Here is a 14,474-nt window from a genome sequence, read left to right as displayed (position 1 = left end):
GTTGTGCGCGGGGGTCAGAGTGACGTCCGGGCCGTTCGTCGGCACACGAGTGGGCTCGGTGCTTACGCAGGACGTCGTGACAAAGCACAACGACTCATTAGAGTACCTGGCCGCTTCCCCAGGGGTCAAAGCGAAGCGGGCACGGATGTACGGCGAGTGGCATGAGGTTCGACACGTCCGCCTGCTGGCGTGGGGGCGAATCTGGTGCCACGGTAGGAACATGACCGAGGAAACCCCAGCCACCATGCCAGGACCGGACGGGATCGCCGAGGGCGACACCGACCAGCTGCCGGCGGAGGACACCCTCTACAGCCGGGGCACCAAGGACAACCTCGACGAGGGCTACTCCCCGCCCGAGCGCCCCCGGAGCAACCACTGGGGCGAGACCCCGTGGGAGGAGCGGCACCGCGAGCCGATGGACCAGCGCCTCAGTGAGGAAGAGCCGGACGTCTGGCAGGAGGACCCGCTGAACCGCGCCGACACGTCACGCGCGGGACGGCTCGTGTCCGACCCCGACGCGGACCCCGGCAGCTACGCGGCCGAGGACGGCAGCCGCCAGAACGACCTGTACGGCACCGACGCGGGCATCGACGGCGCCGGCGCCAGCGCCGAGGAGGCTGCGGTCCACTGGGTCGAGGAGCCCTGACCCCGGTCTCGCGAAGCAGAGCGCCTGTCCGAGTCTCCCTGGCGACATCAGAGAGACTCGGACAGGCGCTCTACTTCGCGGCCGGGGTGTCGTCCCAGATGTCCTCGTCCATCCGCTTGGCGCGGACGGCGTCCGCGCGGGCGGCGAGCTCTTCGTCCGGCGGGAACGTGATCTCCTCGAGGCACAGCCCCTCCGGGGGCACGACGAAGACGCCCGCGTCCCGCCGCCGGCTGGCCAGGAGCTCCGCGGGCCAGCTCACCGGGCGGCGCCCCTCCCCCACCCCCATCGACGCCCCGACGAGGGCCCGCACCATGTTGTGGCAGAACGCGTCGGCGACGACGTGGCCGACCACGAGGCCCGCATCCGGTCCGTCGGCCGGCCGTTCCCAGGCGATGTGCTGCAGCTCCCGGATGGTCGTCGCGCCCGGACGGGGCTTGCAGTACGAGGCGAAGTCGCGCACCCCCACGAGCGGGCGGACGGCGGCGTCCATCACGGCCGCGTCGAGCGGCTTGCGGGACCACAGGACGTGCCTGCGGCGCAGGGGGTCGCGCAGCGCGGCGGTGTCGGCGATCCGGTAGGTGTAGCGGCGCCGCATGGCGGAGAAGCGGGCGTCAAAGCCCTTGGGTGCCTGCATCGCGCTGCGTACGACGACGTCGCTGGGGAGCACGCTGGCCAGCCGCGCCACCAGCGCCTCCTCCGGGCTGCGGCCGGAGCCCGCGGAGCGGCCCGGGAGCCTGGCCCAGGCGCCCGCCTCAATGTCGAAGTGCGCCACCTGACCTCGCGCGTGGACGCCCGAGTCGGTCCGTCCGGCGACCGTGAAGCGCGGCTGCGGGCCGTTCTGATCGCCACGCAGGAGTCGCGCGAGCCCGTCGTCGAGAGCACCCTCCACGGTGCGCAGACCCGGCTGGCGCGCCCAGCCGGCGAAGTCGGTGCCGTCGTAGGCGAGGTCGAGCCGGACCCTGATGAACTCGTTCACGCCAGCCATCTTCCCCGATCCTCGCGCCAGAGTTCGTACAGTGACGTCATGGCAGACATCCTCACGCTGGCAGTCGACTGCGGTGGAGGCGGGATCAAGGCAGCCGTCCTCGACTCGTCGGGCACCGCGCACGCGGCGCCGGTCCGTGTACCGACGCCCTACCCGCTGCCGCCCGAGCTCCTCGTGGACACGATCGCGAAGATCGCCACCGACCTCCCGGCGGCCGGACGGGTCACGGTCGGCATGCCCGGCATGATCCGGAGCGGCGTCGTCGTGCACACGCCGCACTACATCACCCGGTCGGGGCCGCGTTCTCGCGTGGATCCAGCGCTGCTCGACGCGTGGCACAGCTTCGACATGCGCGCGGCCGTCGCCAGCCGGCTGAACCTGCCCGCGCTGGTCCTGAACGACGCAGAGGTGCACGGCGCGGGTGTGGTCGCGGCGTCGGGCCTCGAGCTGGTCATCACGCTCGGCACGGGCCTCGGGACCGCGATGTTCCACGGCGGCCGGATCGCGCCGCACCTGGAGTGGTCGCACGCGCCGGTACGCCGCAACCTGACGTACGACCAGTACATCGGCGAGCCCGAACGACGTCGGCTGGGCGACGGCCTGTGGTCACGACGCGTGGTCACGGTCGTCGACGGGCTGCGGCCCGTCTTCCACTGGGACCGGCTCTACCTCGGGGGCGGCAACGCGCGGCGCATCACGCCGTCCGCGCTCACCAGGCTCGGCGACGACGTCGTCATCGTCCCGAACTCCGCCGCACTGGTGGGCGGCGCGCGAGCATGGGACCTGCTGCCTGCTCAGTGACGCACCGCCACGCACGACGACGCCGGGCCGCACCCTCCGTACGGAAGGTGCGGCCCGGCGTCGTGCAGGGGAGAAAGAGGCTCAGGCCTCCTTCGTCTCCTCGGCGGCCTTCTTCTTGGGAGCCGCCTTCTTCTTCTTGGGGGCCTCGGCAGCGGCGTCCTCGGCGGGGGCGTCGGCGACGTCCTCGGCCGGGGCGTCCTCGACCGGAGCGTCCTCGACGACCGCGTCCTCGGCCGGGGCCTCGGTCACGTCAGCGGCCTTCTCGGTGGCCTTGGTGGCCTCCTTGACGACTGCCTGCTTGGGGCTCACGGGCTCGGTGATGAGCTCGATGACCGCCATGGGCGCGTTGTCACCCTTGCGGGTGCCGATCTTGGTGATGCGCGTGTAGCCACCGTTGCGCTCGGCCATGGCCGGGGCGATCTCGGTGAAGAGCGTGTGCACCACGCCCTTGTCACGCACGACGGTGAGCACGCGGCGACGGGCGGACAGGTCGCCCTTCTTCGCGAACGTGATCAGACGCTCGGCCAGGGGACGCAGGCGCTTGGCCTTGGTCTCCGTGGTCGTGATGCGGCCGTGCTCGAAGAGGGAGGTGGACAGGTTCGCGAGAATCAGACGCTCGTGAGCCGGGCTACCGCCGAGCCGCGCGCCCTTGGTAGGGGTAGGCATTACTTGTCTCCTTGGAAGTGGTTCCGCACGTCCGGCCTAGGCCGGACATGGGACGTCAGTACGACTGCTCGTCGCCGCTGTAGGCCGCGGAGTCGCTACCCTCGAAGTACGAAGCGCCGGCCGGATCGAAGTCCAGCGGCGAGTCCTTGAGGCTGAGGCCGAGCTCGGCCAGCTTCTCCTTGACCTCGGTGATCGACTTCGCACCGAAGTTGCGGATGTCGAGCAGGTCCGCCTCACTGCGGGCAACAAGCTCGCCCACCTGGTGGATGCCCTCGCGCTTGAGGCAGTTGTACGAACGGATGGTGAGGTTGAGCTCCTCGATCGGCAGCGCCAGGTCCGCGGCAAGCGCGGTGTCCGTCGGCGACGGCCCGATCTCGATGCCCTCGGCCTCGACGTTCAGCTCACGTGCCAGGCCGAACAGCTCGACCAGGGTCTTGCCAGCCGAGGCGAGCGCGTCGCGAGGCGTGATTGCCTGCTTCGTCTCGACGTCGACAATGAGCTTGTCGAAGTCGGTGCGCTGCTCGACTCGGGTGGCCTCGACCTTGTACGTGACCTTGAGGACCGGCGAGTAGATCGAGTCGACCGGGATGCGCCCGATCTCCGCGTCGAACTGCTTGTTCTGCGCGGCGGACACGTACCCACGGCCCCGCTCGACGGTCAGCTCGATCTCGAGCTTGCCCTTGTCGTTGAGGGTGGCGATGTGCAGGTCGGGGTTGTGGACCTCGACCCCCGCCGGCGGAACGATGTCCGCAGCGGTCACGACGCCGGCGCCCTGCTTGCGCAGGTACATCACGACGGGCTCGTCGTTCTCCGAGGAGACCACGAGGTTCTTGATGTTGAGGATGATCTCGGTGACGTCTTCCTTCACGCCCGACACGGTGCTGAACTCGTGCAGCACACCGTCGATACGGATGGACGTGACGGCCGCGCCCGGGATGGACGACAGCAGGGTGCGACGCATCGAGTTGCCGAGCGTGTAGCCGAAGCCAGGCTCGAGCGGCTCGATGGAGAAGCGGGAACGGCTCTCCGAGATGACCTCTTCGGTCAGCGTGGGGCGCTGTGCGATAAGCACTGTGGGTGTCCTTTCGAGTGTGCGTCCGCTATATGACGCATCACGGCTGCGATCTCTCGCGGCCCGGACGGATCTCTGTCACCGTCCAGGCAAGGTGCTCACCGCGAGCGGTGAGCGCTGTCGCGGTCGCGGTGCGGTCCCGCAGCCATCGGGCTGCGCGGCCGCACCGCGGCGCGACGGATATCAAACGCGGCGACGCTTCGGGGGGCGGCAGCCGTTGTGAGCCTGGGGCGTCACGTCCTGGATCGAGCCGACCTCGAGGCCGGTCGCCTGGAGCGAGCGGATGGCGGTCTCGCGACCGGAACCCGGGCCCTTCACGAAGACGTCGACCTTCTTGACGCCGTGCTCCTGCGCGCGGCGCGCGGCCGACTCGGCAGCCATCTGCGCGGCGTACGGGGTCGACTTACGGGAGCCCTTGAAGCCGACGTGGCCGGCGGACGCCCATGCGATCACAGCACCCGAGGGGTCGGTGATCGAGATGATCGTGTTGTTGAACGTGGACTTGATGTGCGCCTGGCCGAGCGGGACGTTCTTCTTGTCCTTGCGGCGCGGCTTGCGGCCGGCGGCGGCGCGAGTCTTGGGAGGCATGTGTTTTTGAAATCTCCTGGTCTGATCGGACCGGGGCGGTCTCAGCTCAAGATGAGCCGACCGCTCCACGGACTGCTATCAGCGGGCCTTCTTCTTGCCCGCGACGGTGCGCTTGGGACCCTTGCGGGTACGCGCGTTGGTCTTTGTGCGCTGACCACGCACCGGCAGTCCGCGACGGTGGCGGATGCCCTGGTAGGTACCGATCTCGACCTTGCGGCGGATGTCGGCCGCGACCTCACGGCGGAGGTCACCCTCGAGCTTGAAGTTGCCCTCGAGGTGGTCGCGGAGCGCAACGAGCTCGGCGTCGCCGAGGTCCTTGACGCGGACGTCCGGGCTGATGCCCGTGGCGGCCAGGGTCTCCTTCGCGCGGGTACGACCCACACCGAAGATGTAAGTGAGCGCAACCTCAAGCCGCTTGTCGCGGGGGAGGTCGACGCCGATAAGACGTGCCATGTGCCTTCCGGCTCCTGTACTGCTCATCGGAGGTCTGCCGCACCGCCATCCCGCGATTCACGCGAGCCCCGGCCTCCGGGCCGAGGGTTCCCCTCACCTGTGCGGTTGCCCGCTGGGTGAGGTTCGAGGTGGTGCGCTGGTGGTGGCCTCAGCCACCGGACCCCGGGCGGATGCCCGGGACGTGATCAGCCCTGGCGCTGCTTGTGGCGCAGGTTGTCGCAGATCACCATGACGCGACCGTGCCGGCGAATCACCTTGCACTTGTCGCAGATCTTCTTGACGCTCGGCTTGACCTTCATGGTTTTTCCTCCACCACGGCGCCCGGTCTCTCGGTGCGCACGCAGCAGTGTCGTGGGTGGTCGATCGTGCGGCGACGTCACCTCTGGCCAAGCCGCGAGTGACATAGCCCCGGATCGGGGACTGACTACTTGTAGCGGTAGACGATCCGGCCGCGGGACAGGTCGTACGGGCTGAGCTCCACCACCACGCGGTCCTCGGGGAGGATCCGGATGTAGTGCTGTCGCATCTTGCCCGAGATGTGCGCGAGAACCCTGTGACCGTTCGACAGCTCGACGCGGAACATCGCGTTCGGCAGAGCCTCGATCACACTGCCCTCGATCTCGATGACACCGTCCTTCTTTGCCATATCCTCCGCTAACTCTCGTCGTGACTGCTTCCACGCCCACGGCACCGCAGGAGCCCTGCGGAGCCGACAGTCGGGTGTGGATGTCGTGTGTGTCCGTGTACCGCCGACCTCGTGTGCCTCGGCCTGCGCCCCGCTCTCGCGGGGACCGGCAGGCGCCTCGGCACCCTTTCAAGAACTGGAGGCGTTGAACGGACTACACCCAGCGGTCCAGCCTACGTCACTTCGGAAAGCATTCAAAGCGCAGGACGACGGCGAAAGCCGCTCCCGGCCGTGAGCCTCGCCACGACGAGCCCCTCAGAGGTCGTACTCGACCCCCGGCAGGCCGATCATCGTGTGCGGGAGGCTGGTGACGAAGAAGAACAGCATGGGGAGCCAGCCGAGCACCATGCCCAGGCCGAGCGCGATGAGCATGTGCCTGCCCCGCGCCTTCCAGAACCACACGCCGAGCAGCCACACCGCGATGCCGAGCAGCAGGACCGACTCCCAGACGAGCAACGAGGTGCCGAAACCGAGGACCACGCCGACCCAGAGGAACGGGCTCGGCGCGAGCCGGCGGCCCCATGCGGCGAGCCAGCGCCCGAACCGTTCCAGGCCGCGGCGCGCAGCCAGAAGAACCCGTGTCCGCACGCCGGGCGGAGTGTGCGCTTCGTCGGTCACAAGCCGATCGTAGCCAACTGACTCCGACTTAAATAGGCCCCGGGTGAAAGTCGCTCAATCGAGCGAGACCGGTTCCACGCCGAAGACGCCGAGGTGCTCCGCTCCCCCGTCGACCGCCGTGAGGACGATGATGCCGTCCTCCATGATCGCGGTGGAGTGCTCCCAGTGCGCCGCACGGGAGCCGTCGACGGTGACCACCGTCCAGTCGTCCTCGAGGACTCTGGTCTCGGAACCGCCGCGCGTGATCATCGGCTCGATCGCCAGGCACATCCCCGACCGCAGCCGAGGGCCGGACCCGGACGTCCTGTAGTTGTGCACGTCCGGCGGCTGGTGCATGGCGCTGCCGATGCCGTGCCCGACGTACTCCTCGACGATGCCGTACTCGATGCCGTTGAACTCACCGGCCATCTCGACGGCGGCCTCCACCGCCTCGCCCACCGCGTTCAGACGCTTCGCGGACGCCAGCGTGGCGATGCCCGCCCACATGGCGGTCTCCGTGGCCCGGACGAGCGCGATGTCGGCGAGATCCGCACCCGCGGCGACCAGGTCGTCGTCGGGCAGCGTGTGGTCGAGTGCCCCGTCGGGGCCCAGGACGAACGAGACTGCCGAGTCACCGTGCCAGCCCTCGACTATCGCGCCGCAGTCGATCGAGACGAGGTCACCCGCTGCCAGCACCCGGCTGCCCGGGATGCCGTGGATGACCTCGTCGTTGACCGACGTGCAGATGACTCCGGTGAACCCGTGGTAGCCCAGGAACGAAGGCGCCGCACCGGCGTCGTCGATGGCCTTGGTGGCCACGGCGTCGAGGTCAGTGGTGGTGACACCGGGCCGGGCCGCGGACCGGACCGCGGCAAGAGTGTCCGCGACCACCAGACCGGCACGCCGCATGAGGCGTACCTGGTCCGGCGTCTTGTACTCGACGCGGTCCCGCCCGAAGACCACGCCTCAGCCCAGCTGGGCCGCGAGTGCGGCGACGATGCGGTCGGTGACCTCGGTGATCTCACCGACGCCGTCCACCTTGGCCAGCAGCCCCCGCTCCGCGTACGCGGCGGTGAGGGGAGCCGTCTCGGTGGCGTAGATGTCGAGCCGGCGGGCGATCCCCTCAGGGGTGTCGTCCTCACGGCCCTCGTCCTGGGCGCGCTTGGTGAGACGCTCCATCAGGACGTCGCGGTCCGCCGTCAGCTCGATCACGCCGTCGAGCTCCCACCCGAAGCCGGCGAGCGTGGTGTCCAGCTCAGCGACCTGGGCCGCGTTGCGGGGGTAGCCGTCGAGCAGGAACCCGGCCTTGACGTCCTCGTCGCCGAGGCGGTCGCGGACCATCGCGTTGGTGATCTCGTCCGGGACGAGCTCACCCTTGTCGATGTACTCCTTGGCCGTCGTGCCGAGCTCCGTGCTGCCCTTGATGTTGGCCCGGAAGATGTCGCCGGTGGAGATCGCGACGATCCCGAACACCTCGGCGAGGCGCGCGGCCTGCGTGCCCTTGCCGACGCCCTGCGGGCCCATGATGACCAGGCGTGTGACCTGGCCCTCCTTGTCCGGACGAGCGTGGAGCTCGCGACGAGAGGCGGTGGAGGGGGTCTGACTCAACGGAGAAATCCTTCGTAATGGCGCTGCTGCAGCTGTGAATCGATCTGCTTGACCGTATCCAGCCCGACGCCGACCACGATGAGGATCGAGGCACCGCCGAAGGGCAACTGTGTGCTGACGCCGAGGAAGACGAGCACCAGCGTCGGGATCAGCGCAACCAGCGCGAGGTACACGGAACCGGCGGAGGTGATCCGGGTGATCACGAAGTCCAGGTACTCCGCCGTCGGGCGGCCGGCCCGGATGCCGGGGATGAAGCCGCCGTACTTCTTCATGTTGTCCGCGACCTCGTCCGGGTTGAACGTGATCGACGTGTAGAAGAAGCAGAAGAAGATGATCATCAGCGTGTAGATCGCGATGTACAGCGGCGACGACTGCTGGACCAGGTTGTTGGAGATCCAGACGACCCACTCGGACTGCTGATCGCCGAACTGGGCCAGAAGACCCGGGATGGCCAGGATCGACGCCGCGAAGATCACCGGGATCACACCGGACATGTTGATCTTGATCGGGATGTAGGTGCTGGTGCCGCCGTACATGCGGCGGCCCACCATGCGCTTCGCGTACTGCACCGGGATGCGGCGCTGCGACTGCTCGACGAACACCACGAGGCCGATGACCAGGACGATCACGAGGATCATGATGGTGAAGTTCAGGACGCCGTTGGCGCCACCGGCGATCGACCAGAGCGACGTCGGGAAGCTCGCGGCGATCGACGTGAAGATCAGGAGCGACATGCCGTTGCCGACGCCGCGCTCGGTGATCAGCTCGCCGAGCCACATGACGAGGCCTGTACCGGCGGTCATCGTGATGACCATGAGGATGGAGGTCAGAACACCGTCATCGGGGATGACAGGAACATCACAGCCCTGGAAGAGCAGGCCCTGACGCGCCGTCGTGATGACGGTGGTCGACTGCAGGATCGCGAGACCGATGGTGAGGTAGCGCGTGTACTGGGTCAGCTTGGTCTGACCCGACTGGCCCTCCTTCTGCAGCGCCTCGAAGCGTGGGATCACCACGCGAAGCAGCTGCACGATGATGCTTGCCGTGATGTACGGCATGATCCCGAGGGCGAAGATCGACAGCTGGAGCAGAGCGCCGCCGCTGAAGACGTTGATCAGGCCGAGCAGGGTGTTGTCCCCTTGCCCAGCGATGCATTGCTGCACGTTCGCGTAGTCCACGCCGGGAGTCGGTATGAACGACCCGAGCCGGAAGATCGCCATGATCGCGATCGTGAACAGCAGCTTGCGCCGCAGGTCTGGCGTCCGGAAAGCCCGGCCGAAAGCGCTGAGCACCCTATCCTCCTGGCCCGCCGTTGCGGGATCTAGTGTCGCCGACGCGACGCCGGCGAGATGTATCGAACGTGGGCCAGACCACAACGGTGCAGCCAGACCGTGTCGGATTCTACGTTGCTTACGGGGTCTTTCGGACCACAAGAGCCCCGCGAAATTCTCAAGAGAGCACACAGGGCCGGCCGCGCATCATGCGCCGCCGGCCCTGTAGCTGTATCAGGCCTCCGAGACCGTACCGCCGGCCGCCAGGATCTTCTCCTTGGCGGTAGCCGAGACGCGGTCGACCGCGATCTCGAGCTTGACGGTGATCTCACCGTTGCCGAGCACCTTGACGGGCTGACCCTTGCGGACCGCCCCCTTGGCGACGAGGTCCTCGACGGTGACGGAGCCACCATCGGGGAACAGCGTGGAGAGCTTGTCCAGGTTCACGACCTGGAACTCCACGCGGAACGGGTTCTTGAATCCACGCAGCTTCGGGAGGCGCATGTGCAGAGGCACCTGCCCACCCTCGAAGCCTGCGGGGACCTGGTAACGAGCCTTCGTACCCTTGGTACCGCGACCTGCCGTCTTACCCTTCGAGCCTTCACCGCGACCCACACGGGTCTTCGCGGTCTTGGCGCCGGGGGCCGGACGGAGGTGATGCATCTTCAGCGGCTTGTTCTCCGCCATGATCACTCGACCTCCTCGACGGCGACGAGGTGCGCCACCGTCTTGACCATGCCACGAATCTCCGCACGGTCCTCCTTCACGGCGGTGTCGCCGATCCGCTTGAGGCCGAGGGTTCGCAGCGTGTCACGCTGGTTCTGCTTGCCGCCGATGGCGGACTTGGTCTGAGTCACCTTGAGTCGAGCCATCACGCACCCGCCTTTGCAGTCGACTCGGCACGACCAGCGGCCTGCGCACGCAGGAGCGCGGCCGGGGCCACGTCCTCGAGCGGGAGGCCACGACGAGCGGCAACAGCAGCCGGCTCCTCGAGGCCCTTCAGGGCCGCGACCGTGGCGTGCACGATGTTGATCGCGTTCGACGAACCGAGCGACTTGCTCAGCACGTCGTGGATGCCCGCGCACTCCAGCACGGCGCGCACCGGACCACCGGCGATAACACCGGTACCCGGGGACGCCGGACGCAGGAACACGACACCGGCAGCCTTCTCACCCTGGATGGGGTGAGGGATGGTGCCCTGGATACGAGGGACGCGGAAGAAGTTCTTCTTCGCCTCCTCGACACCCTTGGCGATCGCCGCGGGCACCTCCTTGGCCTTGCCGTAGCCGACGCCTACGGTGCCGTCACCGTCGCCCACCACGACGAGCGCGGTGAAGCTGAAGCGGCGGCCACCCTTGACGACCTTGGAGACGCGGTTGATGGAGACGACCTTCTCGATGAAGGCGCTCTTTTCCTCGCGCGCCCCACGACGGTCGCCGCCACGGCCGCCACCACGGCGGTCGTTACGGTCCTTGTTCTCGGTGGCGGCACCCTGGGGGGCGCCGCTGCGCTGCCCTGCAGCCATCAGAGAGTCCTCTTCTTCCGTGCGTTGGTCATCACAGGGCCAGACCGCCCTCGCGGGCGCCGTCAGCCACTGCAGCGACGCGACCGTGGTACTTGTTGCCGCCGCGGTCGAACACGACGGTGTCGACGCCGACAGCCTTGGCACGCTCGGCGACGAGCTCGCCGATCTTGCGGGCCTTGGCCGTCTTGTCGCCGTCGAACGCACGCAGGTCGGCCTCGAGGGTCGACGCAGACGCGACGGTCTTGCCCACGCTGTCGTCCACGACCTGCGCCACCATGTGGCGCGAGGAACGGGTGACGACGAGACGCGGACGAACGGCGGTGCCAGCGATCTTCTTGCGCAGGCGAAGGTGGCGACGCTGACGAGCGACGGACTTGCCCTTGCCCAGGATCTTGATAGCCATCGTCACTTACCAGCCTTTCCGACCTTGCGGCGGACGTTCTCGCCGGCGTAACGCACGCCCTTGCCCTTGTAGGGCTCGGGCTTGCGGATCTTGCGAATGTTCGCTGCGACCTCGCCGACCTGCTGCTTGTCGATGCCCGAGACCGAGAACTTGGTGGGGCTCTCGACCGCGAACGTGACGCCTGCGGGCGGTTCGATGACAACAGGGTGGCTGAAGCCGAGCGCGAACTCCAGGCTCGAGCCCTTCGCCACGACGCGGTAACCAGTACCGACGATCTCGAGCTTCTTCTCGTAGCCCTGCGTCACACCCGTGATCATGTTGGCGATCAGGGTGCGGGTCAGGCCGTGCAGCGCACGGGAGTTCCGCTCGTCGTCAGGACGCGACACCACGAGCTGGGCGTCCTCCTGAGCGACATTGATGGGTGCGGGCACGTTGTGCTCGAGAGAACCCTTGGGGCCCTTCACGGTCACGAGCGCGCCGCTGACAGTGATGTCCACGCCGGCTGGGACCGGAACGGGAAGCTTGCCGATTCGAGACATTGGCGTTTTCTCCTTTCCGGATTACCAGACGTAGGCGAGGACTTCGCCGCCGACGCCCTTGGCCTGTGCCTGACGGTCGGTGAGGAGGCCGGAGGACGTGGACAGAATCGCCACGCCCAGGCCGCCGAGCACCTTGGGCAGATCGGTGGACTTGCGGTAGACACGCAGACCGGGCTTCGAGATGCGGCGCACGCCCGCCAGGGCGCGCTCCCGGTTCTGGCCGTACTTCAGCTCGAGCGTGAGGGTCTTGCCCACCTGGGCGTCCTCCACGTTCCAGCCGACGATGTAGCCCTCGGCCTGCAGGATCTCAGCAATGTGCGTCTTCAGCTTCGACGACGGCATGGAAACCGTGTCGTGGTGCGCCGAGTTCGCGTTACGCAGACGGGTCAGCATGTCTGCGATCGGGTCGGTCATAGTCATCGGGCTCTTGCCCTTCCTCGCCGGGGTATCCGAACGGCCTCGAGGGGCCGGACAGACCTACGGCGTAGTTGTGTTACCAGCTGCTCTTGGTGACGCCCGGAAGCTCGCCACGGTGGGCCATCTCCCGGACGCAGATGCGGCACAGGCCGAACTTGCGGTAAACGGAGTGCGGGCGACCGCACTTCTGGCACCGGGTGTAGGCGCGAACCGCGAACTTCGGCTTGGCGGCCGCCTTGTTGATCAGGGCCTTCTTCGCCATGTCAGTTCTCCTTGAAGGGGAAGCCGAGACGGCGCAGCAGAGAGCGGCCCTCGTCGTCGGTCGTCGCCGTCGTCACGACCGTGATGTCCATACCGCGGACCCGGTCGATCTTGTCCTGGTCGATCTCGTGGAACATCGACTGCTCCGTGAGACCGAAGGTGTAGTTGCCGTGCCCGTCGAACTGCTTGGGCGACAGACCACGGAAGTCGCGGATACGCGGCAGGGCGGTCGCCAGCAGGCGGTCCAGGAACTCCCACATGCGGTCGCCACGAAGCGTCACGTGCGCACCGATCGGCATGCCCTCGCGCAGCTTGAACTGTGCGATGGACTTACGAGCCTTGGTGACCTGCGGCTTCTGACCGGTGATCGCCGAGAGGTCGCGGATGGCGCCCTCGATGAGCTTCGAGTCCTTGGCCGCGTCGCCCACACCCATGTTCACGACGATCTTCGTGAGACCGCCGGCCTGGTGCAGGTTCTTGTGGCCGAACTCCTCGATCAGCGCCGGGAGGATCTCCTCGCGGTACTTCTGCTTGAGGCGCGGCTGGGCCGGGGCCTCGATGGTCGTCTCGGTCATCAGATGTCCTTCCCGGAGCGCTTCGCAACGCGGATCCGGACGGTCTTGGTACGGCCGTCGCGCTCCACCTGCTCCTCGCGGTACCCGACGCGGGTGCCCTTCTTGGTCTCCGGGTCGACGATCATCACGTTGCTCACGTGGATCGGCGCCTCGACCGTCTCGATGCCACCGGTGCGGGCGCCGCGCTGCGACTGACCCACCTTGGTGTGCTTCGTGACGCGCTGGACACCCTCGACCACGAGGCGGTCGGAGTCCTTGAGGACCTCGAGCACCCGGCCGGTCTTGCCCTTGTCACGACCAGAGATCACGATGACCTGGTCGCCCTTCTTGATCTTCGCCATGGTCAGAGCACCTCCGGAGCCAGCGAGATGATCTTCATGAACCGCTTGTCACGCAGCTCGCGGCCGACCGGGCCGAAGATGCGCGTCCCACGAGGCTCGCCGTCGTTCTTGAGGATGACGGCGGCGTTCTCGTCGAACTTGATGTAGGAACCGTCGGGACGGCGGCGCTCCTTGGCGGTCCGGACGACGACGGCCTTGATGACGTCGCCCTTCTTCACGTTGCCGCCCGGGATCGCGTCCTTGACGGTGGCGACGATGGTGTCGCCGATTCCGGCGTAGCGACGGCCCGAGCCACCGAGAACGCGGATGCAGAGAATCTCCTTGGCACCCGTGTTGTCGGCGACACGAAGTCGCGACTCCTGCTGGATCATTTGAATGAACTCCTGTCGTCGAACTGGTTCTCGCGCGGACTGCTTCCGGCGAGCCTGGTCGAACGGATAGTTGCTGTGCTAGGCCGGGACGGCACGCGTACGTGTGTCACGCACCGCCCCTGCCGATGTAGAAGTCCTTACTTGGCCTTCTCGAGGATCTCCACCAGGCGGAACCGCTTGGTAGCGGACAGCGGGCGGGTCTCCATGATGACGACCAGGTCGCCGATGCCGGCGCTGTTCTGCTCGTCGTGTGCCTTGACCTTGGTCGTGCGACGGATGACCTTGGCGTAGAGGGGGTGCTTAACCCGGTCCTCGACCTCGATCACGATGGTCTTGTCCATCTTGTCGCTGACCACGTAGCCACGGCGCACCTTACGCGTCGCGCGCTGGGCCTCGGGGGCCTCGGGCGTCGTCTTCTCGCTCATTGCCTCACTCACTCACGCTCGGAGCCGTACGGATGCCGAGCTCGCGCTCACGCAGGATCGTGTAGATCCGAGCGATGTCGCGACGCACGGCCTTGAGACGACCGTGGCTCTCGAGCTGGCCGGTCGCCGACTGGAAGCGGAGGTTGAAGAGCTCCTCCTTGGCTTCCTTCAGCTTGGCGACGAGGGTCTCGTCGTCCATGCCATCCAGATCGATGGGGGCAAGCCCCTGCGTACCGATAGCCATA

General features: G+C 67.5%; 25 protein-coding genes. 2 read left to right on the top strand and 23 right to left on the bottom strand.

The window, feature by feature from the left end:
* Positions 1-220: 220 nt before the first annotated feature.
* On the top strand, positions 221-646 hold the full coding sequence (locus ACQEVI_RS15380; RefSeq protein ID WP_432900316.1) for a DUF5709 domain-containing protein: 426 nt from the start codon (positions 221-223) through the stop codon (positions 644-646).
* 70 nt (positions 647-716) lie between these two features.
* On the opposite strand, the gene truA is transcribed toward ACQEVI_RS15380, so the two are convergent.
* The gene (gene truA, locus ACQEVI_RS15375; protein WP_432900314.1) at positions 717-1,631 is read right to left on the bottom strand and encodes a tRNA pseudouridine(38-40) synthase TruA; all 915 of its coding nucleotides are present in this window, start codon (positions 1,629-1,631) and stop codon (positions 717-719) included.
* A 39-nt stretch (positions 1,632-1,670) separates the two neighbouring features.
* Between truA and ACQEVI_RS15370 the strand changes: the two genes are divergently transcribed.
* Positions 1,671-2,432 (top strand): ROK family protein, encoded by a 762-nt coding sequence (locus ACQEVI_RS15370; protein ID WP_432900312.1) that lies wholly within the window; start codon positions 1,671-1,673, stop codon positions 2,430-2,432.
* Between the two features lie 81 nt (positions 2,433-2,513).
* Here the strand turns inward: ACQEVI_RS15370 and rplQ are convergent, their stop codons facing one another.
* The 22 genes from rplQ to rpmC form a co-directional block, all read right to left on the bottom strand.
* Entirely contained in the window at positions 2,514-3,098 is a 585-nt protein-coding gene (rplQ, locus tag ACQEVI_RS15365; protein ID WP_432900310.1) for a 50S ribosomal protein L17, read from the bottom strand.
* A 55-nt stretch (positions 3,099-3,153) separates the two neighbouring features.
* The gene (locus tag ACQEVI_RS15360; RefSeq protein WP_116673607.1) at positions 3,154-4,170 is read right to left on the bottom strand and encodes a DNA-directed RNA polymerase subunit alpha; all 1,017 of its coding nucleotides are present in this window, start codon (positions 4,168-4,170) and stop codon (positions 3,154-3,156) included.
* Positions 4,171-4,353: 183 nt separating this feature from the next.
* Positions 4,354-4,758: a 30S ribosomal protein S11 gene (gene rpsK, locus ACQEVI_RS15355; protein WP_116673606.1), complete on the bottom strand. Its 405-nt coding sequence runs from the start codon at positions 4,756-4,758 to the stop codon at positions 4,354-4,356.
* 78 nt (positions 4,759-4,836) lie between these two features.
* On the bottom strand, positions 4,837-5,211 hold the full coding sequence (gene rpsM, locus ACQEVI_RS15350) for a 30S ribosomal protein S13 (protein WP_253869160.1): 375 nt from the start codon (positions 5,209-5,211) through the stop codon (positions 4,837-4,839).
* A 185-nt stretch (positions 5,212-5,396) separates the two neighbouring features.
* The gene (gene rpmJ, locus ACQEVI_RS15345) at positions 5,397-5,510 is read right to left on the bottom strand and encodes a 50S ribosomal protein L36 (protein WP_003956441.1); all 114 of its coding nucleotides are present in this window, start codon (positions 5,508-5,510) and stop codon (positions 5,397-5,399) included.
* A 125-nt stretch (positions 5,511-5,635) separates the two neighbouring features.
* Complete coding sequence (gene infA, locus ACQEVI_RS15340) at positions 5,636-5,857, bottom strand: translation initiation factor IF-1 (protein WP_116673604.1); 222 nt, start codon at positions 5,855-5,857, stop codon at positions 5,636-5,638.
* A gap of 294 nt (positions 5,858-6,151) precedes the next feature.
* Entirely contained in the window at positions 6,152-6,514 is a 363-nt protein-coding gene (locus tag ACQEVI_RS15335; RefSeq protein WP_432900307.1) for a hypothetical protein, read from the bottom strand.
* Positions 6,515-6,568: 54 nt separating this feature from the next.
* The gene (gene map / locus ACQEVI_RS15330) at positions 6,569-7,456 is read right to left on the bottom strand and encodes a type I methionyl aminopeptidase (RefSeq protein ID WP_432900306.1); all 888 of its coding nucleotides are present in this window, start codon (positions 7,454-7,456) and stop codon (positions 6,569-6,571) included.
* 3 nt (positions 7,457-7,459) lie between these two features.
* Positions 7,460-8,017 (bottom strand): adenylate kinase, encoded by a 558-nt coding sequence (locus ACQEVI_RS15325; RefSeq protein ID WP_432905961.1) that lies wholly within the window; start codon positions 8,015-8,017, stop codon positions 7,460-7,462.
* Between the two features lie 80 nt (positions 8,018-8,097).
* Positions 8,098-9,393, bottom strand: a complete 1,296-nt coding sequence (gene secY, locus ACQEVI_RS15320; protein WP_432900304.1) for a preprotein translocase subunit SecY — start codon at positions 9,391-9,393, stop codon at positions 8,098-8,100.
* A gap of 213 nt (positions 9,394-9,606) precedes the next feature.
* The gene (rplO, locus tag ACQEVI_RS15315) at positions 9,607-10,035 is read right to left on the bottom strand and encodes a 50S ribosomal protein L15 (RefSeq protein WP_432905958.1); all 429 of its coding nucleotides are present in this window, start codon (positions 10,033-10,035) and stop codon (positions 9,607-9,609) included.
* 26 nt (positions 10,036-10,061) lie between these two features.
* Positions 10,062-10,244: a 50S ribosomal protein L30 gene (gene rpmD / locus ACQEVI_RS15310; protein WP_020016131.1), complete on the bottom strand. Its 183-nt coding sequence runs from the start codon at positions 10,242-10,244 to the stop codon at positions 10,062-10,064.
* Entirely contained in the window at positions 10,244-10,897 is a 654-nt protein-coding gene (rpsE, locus tag ACQEVI_RS15305; RefSeq protein WP_116673600.1) for a 30S ribosomal protein S5, read from the bottom strand. Before rpsE ends, rpmD begins: the two co-directional genes overlap by 1 nt.
* A 31-nt stretch (positions 10,898-10,928) precedes the next feature.
* The gene (gene rplR / locus ACQEVI_RS15300) at positions 10,929-11,300 is read right to left on the bottom strand and encodes a 50S ribosomal protein L18 (protein ID WP_274993158.1); all 372 of its coding nucleotides are present in this window, start codon (positions 11,298-11,300) and stop codon (positions 10,929-10,931) included.
* A gap of 2 nt (positions 11,301-11,302) precedes the next feature.
* Complete coding sequence (gene rplF, locus ACQEVI_RS15295; protein ID WP_357510392.1) at positions 11,303-11,839, bottom strand: 50S ribosomal protein L6; 537 nt, start codon at positions 11,837-11,839, stop codon at positions 11,303-11,305.
* Positions 11,840-11,860: 21 nt separating this feature from the next.
* Positions 11,861-12,259 (bottom strand): 30S ribosomal protein S8, encoded by a 399-nt coding sequence (rpsH, locus tag ACQEVI_RS15290; RefSeq protein ID WP_357443703.1) that lies wholly within the window; start codon positions 12,257-12,259, stop codon positions 11,861-11,863.
* Positions 12,260-12,332: 73 nt separating this feature from the next.
* Complete coding sequence (locus ACQEVI_RS15285) at positions 12,333-12,518, bottom strand: type Z 30S ribosomal protein S14 (RefSeq protein ID WP_021480434.1); 186 nt, start codon at positions 12,516-12,518, stop codon at positions 12,333-12,335.
* A gap of 1 nt (position 12,519) precedes the next feature.
* Positions 12,520-13,092, bottom strand: a complete 573-nt coding sequence (gene rplE / locus ACQEVI_RS15280) for a 50S ribosomal protein L5 (protein WP_116673596.1) — start codon at positions 13,090-13,092, stop codon at positions 12,520-12,522.
* Positions 13,092-13,433 carry a 50S ribosomal protein L24 gene (gene rplX, locus ACQEVI_RS15275; RefSeq protein ID WP_116673595.1) on the bottom strand — a complete coding sequence of 114 codons (342 nt, stop codon included), beginning with the start codon at positions 13,431-13,433 and terminating at the stop codon, positions 13,092-13,094. The genes rplE and rplX overlap by 1 nt, the downstream gene beginning before the upstream one ends.
* A 2-nt stretch (positions 13,434-13,435) precedes the next feature.
* The gene (gene rplN, locus ACQEVI_RS15270) at positions 13,436-13,804 is read right to left on the bottom strand and encodes a 50S ribosomal protein L14 (protein WP_020016123.1); all 369 of its coding nucleotides are present in this window, start codon (positions 13,802-13,804) and stop codon (positions 13,436-13,438) included.
* Between the two features lie 137 nt (positions 13,805-13,941).
* A complete protein-coding gene (gene rpsQ / locus ACQEVI_RS15265; RefSeq protein WP_357443709.1) occupies positions 13,942-14,229 on the bottom strand; it encodes a 30S ribosomal protein S17 in 288 nt (95 codons plus the stop codon).
* Between the two features lie 4 nt (positions 14,230-14,233).
* Positions 14,234-14,473 (bottom strand): 50S ribosomal protein L29, encoded by a 240-nt coding sequence (rpmC, locus tag ACQEVI_RS15260; protein WP_116673593.1) that lies wholly within the window; start codon positions 14,471-14,473, stop codon positions 14,234-14,236.
* Between the last annotated feature and the right edge of the window lies 1 nt (position 14,474).

This window comes from Promicromonospora sp. CA-289599, assembly GCF_050936155.1.
In the GTDB taxonomy this organism is placed as follows: Bacteria; Actinomycetota; Actinomycetes; order Actinomycetales; family Cellulomonadaceae; genus Promicromonospora.
Note: the sequence above shows the minus strand (reverse complement) of the source record. Positions and strands in the feature narration are given on the sequence as shown.

Excerpts from the sequence above, each read along its gene's own strand:
- ACQEVI_RS15380 (WP_432900316.1), top strand. The coding sequence starts at position 221 with ATGACCGAGGAAACCCCAGCCACCATGCCAGGACCGGACGGGATCGCC.
- truA (WP_432900314.1), bottom strand. The coding sequence starts at position 1,631 with ATGGCTGGCGTGAACGAGTTCATCAGGGTCCGGCTCGACCTCGCCTAC.
- ACQEVI_RS15370 (WP_432900312.1), top strand. The coding sequence starts at position 1,671 with ATGGCAGACATCCTCACGCTGGCAGTCGACTGCGGTGGAGGCGGGATC.
- rplQ (WP_432900310.1), bottom strand. The coding sequence starts at position 3,098 with ATGCCTACCCCTACCAAGGGCGCGCGGCTCGGCGGTAGCCCGGCTCAC.
- rpsK (WP_116673606.1), bottom strand. The coding sequence starts at position 4,758 with ATGCCTCCCAAGACTCGCGCCGCCGCCGGCCGCAAGCCGCGCCGCAAG.
- rpsM (WP_253869160.1), bottom strand. The coding sequence starts at position 5,211 with ATGGCACGTCTTATCGGCGTCGACCTCCCCCGCGACAAGCGGCTTGAG.
- rpmJ (WP_003956441.1), bottom strand. The coding sequence starts at position 5,510 with ATGAAGGTCAAGCCGAGCGTCAAGAAGATCTGCGACAAGTGCAAGGTG.
- infA (WP_116673604.1), bottom strand. The coding sequence starts at position 5,857 with ATGGCAAAGAAGGACGGTGTCATCGAGATCGAGGGCAGTGTGATCGAG.
- ACQEVI_RS15325 (WP_432905961.1), bottom strand. The coding sequence starts at position 8,017 with ATGGGCCCGCAGGGCGTCGGCAAGGGCACGCAGGCCGCGCGCCTCGCC.
- rplO (WP_432905958.1), bottom strand. The coding sequence starts at position 10,035 with ATGCATCACCTCCGTCCGGCCCCCGGCGCCAAGACCGCGAAGACCCGT.
- rpmD (WP_020016131.1), bottom strand. The coding sequence starts at position 10,244 with ATGGCTCGACTCAAGGTGACTCAGACCAAGTCCGCCATCGGCGGCAAG.
- rpsE (WP_116673600.1), bottom strand. The coding sequence starts at position 10,897 with ATGGCTGCAGGGCAGCGCAGCGGCGCCCCCCAGGGTGCCGCCACCGAG.
- rplR (WP_274993158.1), bottom strand. The coding sequence starts at position 11,300 with ATGGCTATCAAGATCCTGGGCAAGGGCAAGTCCGTCGCTCGTCAGCGT.
- rplF (WP_357510392.1), bottom strand. The coding sequence starts at position 11,839 with ATGTCTCGAATCGGCAAGCTTCCCGTTCCGGTCCCAGCCGGCGTGGAC.
- rpsH (WP_357443703.1), bottom strand. The coding sequence starts at position 12,259 with ATGACTATGACCGACCCGATCGCAGACATGCTGACCCGTCTGCGTAAC.
- ACQEVI_RS15285 (WP_021480434.1), bottom strand. The coding sequence starts at position 12,518 with ATGGCGAAGAAGGCCCTGATCAACAAGGCGGCCGCCAAGCCGAAGTTC.
- rplE (WP_116673596.1), bottom strand. The coding sequence starts at position 13,092 with ATGACCGAGACGACCATCGAGGCCCCGGCCCAGCCGCGCCTCAAGCAG.
- rplX (WP_116673595.1), bottom strand. The coding sequence starts at position 13,433 with ATGGCGAAGATCAAGAAGGGCGACCAGGTCATCGTGATCTCTGGTCGT.
- rplN (WP_020016123.1), bottom strand. The coding sequence starts at position 13,804 with ATGATCCAGCAGGAGTCGCGACTTCGTGTCGCCGACAACACGGGTGCC.
- rpsQ (WP_357443709.1), bottom strand. The coding sequence starts at position 14,229 with ATGAGCGAGAAGACGACGCCCGAGGCCCCCGAGGCCCAGCGCGCGACG.
- rpmC (WP_116673593.1), bottom strand. The coding sequence starts at position 14,473 with ATGGCTATCGGTACGCAGGGGCTTGCCCCCATCGATCTGGATGGCATG.